Below are 6,000 nucleotides of genomic sequence, written 5' to 3'. Positions count from 1 at the left end.
TTTGCTTCCTTTCCCCAGCCCGTGTAATCCGGCTGCATGGGGTGGGGGCCGGGGTATTCACTCGGCCGGGTTTTCCCGGGCAACCCGGCACTTTTGCCGCGGAAAACCGCGTCCTCGTGGCGTTCAGCCGGTGCAGCCGCTGTCCGCGATCACGTAGTACCCGGTGGGTGACTCCCTGAGGGTGTGGCTGATGAAGACGTTGTACAGGCCCATGCTCTGGTCGGAGCCGTTGGCGTAGACGTACCCGCCGGACATGTGCGCCCGGCCCGCCGTGACGTGGGCGTAGTTGGTGGCGGTGTAGCACTGCGCGGGGCCGGGGTCCCCCGGGTCGCCGGGATCGCCCGGGTCATCCGGGTCGCCCGGGTCACCGGGGTCGCCCGGTTCGGTGCCGCCGTCCAGGCCCCAGAAGACGCCCGTGTAGTACGTGGAGCAGATGGTGTTCAGGAAGTACGCGGCCGTCGAGCCGCACTGCCCCTCGCCCGAGCCGGGGCTGACGGGCAGGCCGTGGCCCATGCCGGCGACCGAGTACATCTCCACGGCCGGCTGCCCGGCGGCGTCGTCGTAGACGGTGCGGGTGGTGCCGCCGGGGAGCGCGTCGGTGGACGAGGGGGTCTGGCCGATGCCCCACACATCGGTCCACTGGTCGCGCAGGGCCGTGGCGTTGGCCGGGTAGACCGTGTAGTCCGAGGTGCCCTGCCAGATCGCGACCCGGGGCCACGGGCCGCCGTAGCCGGGGTACGCGGCACGGACCTTGTCGCCCCACTGGGCCGGCGTCAGGCTCTGCGGCCCGTACTGGCAGGTGGACGCGGCCGTCTGGCTCGTCGCGCACTGGGCGGGCAGCCCGGAGGCCACCGAGCCGCCCGCGAAGATGTCCGGGTAGGCGGCGAGCAGGTCGGCGGTCATCCCGCCGCCCGCCGAGAGCCCGGTGACGTAGACCCGGTCCGCGTCGGAGCCGTAGGTCCTCTTCGCGTAGTCGACCATCTGCACGATCGAGGCCGCCTCACCCCTGCCCCGGGTGTCCTCGGCCGGGTCGAACCAGCCGAAGCAGGACAGCGCGTTGTTCGCCGAGGTGGTCTGCGGGAACACGACGGCGAAGCCCCACTCGTCGGCGTACCGGGGCCAGCCGGAGTGGGTGTAGTAGGCGTTCGCGGTCTGCGTGCAGCCGTGCAGGGCGACGACCAGGGGGGCGTTCGCGGGGAGTCCTGCGGGGGTGTACGCGTACATCTGGAGGTTGCCCGGGTTGGAGCCGAAGCCGGTCACCTGCTGGAGGCCGGCGGCAGCGGCGGCGGGCTGGGCGGTGGTGACGCTCAGCGTCGCCGCGAGCAGGCCGAGGACGGCCGCCGCCGCGATGCGGCGGAAGAGGCGTTGCAGAATCGGTGGGCGCACGTTGCTTTCTCCCTGCCGTGGGGGTACGGGTTGCTGCCGGAACCTACGAGCGGCACCGGCCCCCGCCCATGGGACCGGTGGCCACACCCGGGCCCCCGCTGTGTGCCCCGACGCCCTTGCGCGGCGGGACCGCGGTGGGGCCCGGACGACGGGCCCCGCCCGGCCCGGCGCGGCGGCCGTCCGCGGCCCCGCACCATGTACGCCGCCACCATGCCCCGGTACGCGGGTGTGTGCACCGGCGCCGTGTGACGCGGGCCCGCGCGTACCTACGGTGACCGCCATGGAGACTTCCCGCAGACCGGATCACCAGCCCGCCGCCCCCGCACCCGGCGGCCCCGCGCAGCCGCCCGCAGAACCCGTCCTGGCCGGGCGCACCGCGCTGGTCACCGGGGCCGCGAGCGGCATCGGGCTGGCCTGCGCCCGGGCGCTCGCCGACGCGGGCGCCCATGTGCACGTCGTGGACCGGGCCGGGGAGGCCGCCGAGCGGCTGGCGAAGGAGATCGGCGGGACCCCCTGGGTGGTGGACCTGTCCGAGCCGGACGTGGTGGACACGCTGCCGGCCGAGGTGGACGTGGTGGTCAACAACGCGGGCATCCAGCACGTGGCGCCGGTGCACGAGTTCCCGCCGGACCGGTTCGCCCTGATCCAGCGCGTGATGGTGGAGACCCCGTTCCGCGTCTTGCGCCGGACCCTGCCGGGCATGTACGAACGCGGCTGGGGGCGCGTGGTCAACATCTCGTCGGTGCACGGGCTGCGCGCGAGCCCGTACAAATCGGCCTATGTGACGGCCAAGCACGCACTGGAGGGGCTGAGCAAGGTGGTCGCGCTCGAAGCGGCGGAGCACGGGGTGACCAGCAACTGCGTCTGCCCCGGGTACGTGCGCACGCCGCTGGTGGAGAACCAGATCGCCGACCAGGCCCGCACGCACGGCATCTCCGAGGACGAGGTCGTCGGGCGGGTGATGCTGGAGCGCAGCGCGGTCAAGCGGCTGATCGAGCCCGCGGACGTGGCCGAGGCGGTCCTGTGGCTGTGCGGGCCGCGCACCGGGCACATCACCGGCTCCTCGCTCTCCATGGACGGCGGCTGGACCGCGAACTGACCCGCCACCCCGAACCCGAGGAACCCCGGACGCCATGCCTGAACCGCTCCCCTCCGCCGCGCCCCACCTCCGGCGCCTGTTCGACCTGCTGGCCGACGACGCCCCGGCCGAGGCGCTGGGGGCGGTCTCCTCGCAGGCGCGGGCGGACGGGGTGGCCGCCGAGGAGCTGGCCGAGGTGGAGCGGGCCACGGCGACGGCGCTGCGGATCAGGAGCGCGCTGCGCCAGCACCGGCGGCGCGAGGCCCAGCTCACCGCGCTGTTCGACACGGCGGGGGACCTGGCGGCCTCCCGGGACCTGGACGACGTGCTGAAGGCGATCGTGCGGCGGGCCAGGATGCTGCTGGGCACCGACACCGCGTATCTGACCCTGCCGGACGAGGAGGCCGGGGACACCTACATGCGGGTGACCGACGGTTCGGTCTCGGTGCTCTTCCAGCGGCTGCGGCTGGAACTGGGCGAGGGCCTGGGCGGTCTGGTGGCGCAGACGGCGAGCCCGTACGCGACGCCGGACTACCGCACCGACGACCGCTTCCGCCACACCCGCAACATCAACGCCGGGGTGCTGGACGAGGGCCTGGTCGCGATCCTGGGCGTGCCGCTGCTGCTGGGTTCGAGCCGGGGCGGTACGGGAAAGGTGATCGGCGTGCTGTTCGCGGCGGACCGTTCGCCCCGGGTCTTCAGCCCCGACGAGGTGGCCCTGCTCTGCTCGCTCGCGGCGCACGCGGCGATCGCCATCGACACGGCCCGCGCGCTCGCCGACACCACGGCGGCGCTGGCCGAACTGGCCGAGGCGAATGCGGAACTGGCCGAGGCCAACGCCTCCGTGCGGGCGCACTCGGCGGCCATGGCGCGGGCCGAGGAGTCGCACGACCGGCTCACCGACCTGGTGCTGCGCGGCCGGGACGTCAAGGACGTGGCGGCGGCGGTCGCCGGGCTGCTCGGCTCTCCGCTGACCATCCACGACCCGGGCGGCCGCCCGCTGGCCGCCGTCCGCCCGGACGGTACGGGCTTCGCCGCCGACAGCATGGACGCCGGCTGGCTGGCGGAGGCGGCCGAGGAGTCGCGTACCGGGGCGCGGGCGGTGCACCGCGACGGGCGGGTGGTGTGCGCGGTGCTCGCCGGGCAGGAGCTGCTGGCCGGGCTCGTCCTGCACCGGGCCCGCCCGCTGGACGACTCGGACCGGCGGCTGTTCGAGCGGTCGGCGGTGGTGACGGGGCTGCTGTTGCTGCTGCGGCGCACGGTGGCCGAGACCGAGAACCGGATACGCGGTGAGCTGATCGCGGACCTGCTGTCGGACCCGGCCCGTGACCCGGCGGGGCTGGCCGAGCGGGGCCGCCGCCTCGGCATCGACCTGGACCGCCCGCATCTGCTGCTGGTGGCGGAGACCGGGGCGCGCGAGCGGCTGGCCCCGGCCGCGATGCGGTTCCTGTTCGGCGGCGAGCACCAGGGCGTGAGCGCCGAACACGCGGGCGCCGTGGTGTTGTTGACGGAGGACACCGGCACGGGTGCGGGTGCGGCGGCCCGGGCGGCGGCGGCCCAGCTGGGGCAGCTGGCCCAGGCCCCCGTCACGGTGGCCGCCGCCGGTCCGGCCCGGGGCCCGGACGGGCTGGCCGCCGCCTACGCGGAGGCGGCGCGGTGTCTGCGGGCGATGCGGGTGCTGGGGCGGGCGGGCGAGGGCGCGTGCGTGGAGGAGCTGGGGTTCCTGGGTGTGGTGCTGGGCAACGCGCAGGACGTGGACGGCTTCGTGGCGGCGACGCTGGGGCCGCTGCTGACGTACGACGCCCAGCGCGGCACGCATCTGGTGCGGACGCTGAGCGCGTACTTCGGCGCGGGGGGCAGCCTGATCCGGGCCAAGGACGAACTGCACGTCCATGTGAACACGGTGGTGCAGCGCCTGGACCGCATCCAGGTCCTGCTGGGCCGCGACTGGAACGAGCCGGACCGGGCGCTGGAGCTGCAACTCGCGCTGCGGCTCCACCTGTTGTCGGGGGCGGGTACGGACTAGGGCGTGTCCGTCGGGGGCGGGTGCGGAGCGCGGAAGGTGAAGGCGTCGGGGGTGTCGCCCTTCGCGCGGAGCAGGGCGACACGGTCCATCGCCTCCTCGACGCTCGGGCGGTGGCCGGCCGGGACCCACCAGAGGGCCGAGTGGTGGTCGGCGAGGCGCTCGAACCACTCGCGGCGGCGGGCCAGGACCCTGAGGTGGTCGCTGCGGTACACGTACGCCTTCAGCGCGTCGACCGATTCCCAGACCGAGCAGTTGATCAGGAAGAAGTCGTCCGCGCGATCGGGGCGCAGGCTCGTGGCGTCGGCGCCCTCGTCGTCCACCATGCGCCAGACGAAGCCGGGGGCGTGGTCGGCGAGCGCGTTGATCTCGGGGAGTTGTGCGACGAAGTCGGCGAGCTGGGGGCTGTCGAGCGGGGCGAGGAGGCGCCCGACGTTGACCTGGGCAAGGTGGAAGTCGTTCACGGGCCAAGCATGGCCGGGTGAACCTTCTAAAGTCAACGGATTCTTTTTTAGAGTTCGCCAGCCCCCTTCGGACCCTCGACCGCGACGCAACACCCTTCCGGCAGCGGGTCCATGGCAGCGCTCCAGCCCTCGGCGAGCAGCCCTTGGATGCCCGCGAGGTTCATCCCGCAGACCAGGGCCGGGAACTGCTCCGCCAGGGCGTGGAACGGGCAGTTGTTGAGGCGGAGTTTCCCGCAGTCCCAGTACGGCTCGTAACCGCGCTCCCGCAGCGCCTCCACGGGCTCCGCCGCGCCCGCCGCCGCACCGGCCGCCCGCGCCGCCGCCTGCAACTCGGCGTCGAGCCCGGCCCGTTCGACCACCTCGGCGAGCAACTGGCTCACGGTGTCGTAGGAACGCGGCGGTACGGAGACGGAGTGCTCGCCGTCCGCCCGCCGGTACAGCTTGGAGGGCCGCCCGGCACCGGGCCCGGCGCGGCCGGAGAGCCGGCGGAAGGTGGTCTCCAGAAGCCCCGCGTCCACGAGCTTGTCCAGGTGGAAGGCGGCCACGGCCCGCGTCACCCCGACCGCGTCCGCCGCGGCGTCCCGGGTGACGTCGCCCGGGGCGGCGGCGACGTGTCGGTACAGGCTGCGGCGCACGGGGTCCCCGAGGACCGCCAGCGCGTCCAGGGCGGCGTCGTCACTGCTCACGGACCCGAGTCTAGGCGGCCTGCCTCTCGGGGGCGCTGCCCCCGAACCCCCGCTGCTCAAGCGCCGCAGGGGCTTGATCGCGCCGCTGCCACCGTTTGCCCTGCGGCAAGAGGCCCACCCGGGCGCGAAACCAAGCCCGCCGGCGTTCGAAGCGCGGGGTCCGGGGCGGAGCCCTGAAATCAAGCCCCGCCGGCCTTTGAGGCGCCGGGCCCGGGGCAGCGCCCCGAAATCAAGCCCCTGCGGCGCTTGAGCAGCGGGGTCCGGGGCAGCGCCCCGGTTTCGGGAAGGGGCGGGGAGGGGGAGAAACCCCGCCCGTTAGACTGGCCGCGTCGTCACTATGCCCGTTCAGGGGGAAGCCGGTGC

General features: G+C 74.3%; 5 protein-coding genes. 2 read left to right on the top strand and 3 right to left on the bottom strand.

Annotated features, from left to right (window positions below):
- Positions 1–123: 123 nt before the first annotated feature.
- Positions 124–1,386: an alpha/beta hydrolase family esterase gene (locus ACFUJY_RS26320; protein ID WP_383304141.1), complete on the bottom strand. Its 1,263-nt coding sequence runs from the start codon at positions 1,384–1,386 to the stop codon at positions 124–126.
- Between the two features lie 280 nt (positions 1,387–1,666).
- On the opposite strand from ACFUJY_RS26320, the gene ACFUJY_RS26315 reads away from it, so the two are divergent.
- Positions 1,667–2,485, top strand: a complete 819-nt coding sequence (locus ACFUJY_RS26315) for a 3-hydroxybutyrate dehydrogenase (protein WP_383304139.1) — start codon at positions 1,667–1,669, stop codon at positions 2,483–2,485.
- Between the two features lie 34 nt (positions 2,486–2,519).
- A complete protein-coding gene (locus tag ACFUJY_RS26310; RefSeq protein WP_383304138.1) occupies positions 2,520–4,490 on the top strand; it encodes a helix-turn-helix domain-containing protein in 1,971 nt (656 codons plus the stop codon).
- Here ACFUJY_RS26310 and ACFUJY_RS26305 read toward each other — a convergent pair.
- Both ACFUJY_RS26305 and ACFUJY_RS26300 read right to left on the bottom strand, forming a co-directional pair.
- Entirely contained in the window at positions 4,487–4,951 is a 465-nt protein-coding gene (locus ACFUJY_RS26305) for a DUF3291 domain-containing protein (RefSeq protein WP_383304136.1), read from the bottom strand. The genes ACFUJY_RS26310 and ACFUJY_RS26305 overlap by 4 nt on opposite strands.
- A 47-nt stretch (positions 4,952–4,998) precedes the next feature.
- Positions 4,999–5,637, bottom strand: coding sequence for a helix-turn-helix transcriptional regulator (locus ACFUJY_RS26300; protein ID WP_383304134.1), 639 nt, complete (start codon positions 5,635–5,637; stop codon positions 4,999–5,001).
- Between the last annotated feature and the right edge of the window lie 363 nt (positions 5,638–6,000).

This window comes from Streptomyces sp. NPDC057249 (assembly GCF_042669245.1).
GTDB lineage: Bacteria > Actinomycetota > Actinomycetes > Streptomycetales > Streptomycetaceae > Streptomyces.
The sequence above is the reverse complement of the archived record's forward strand: the minus strand, read 5'-3'. Positions and strand labels throughout refer to the sequence as shown.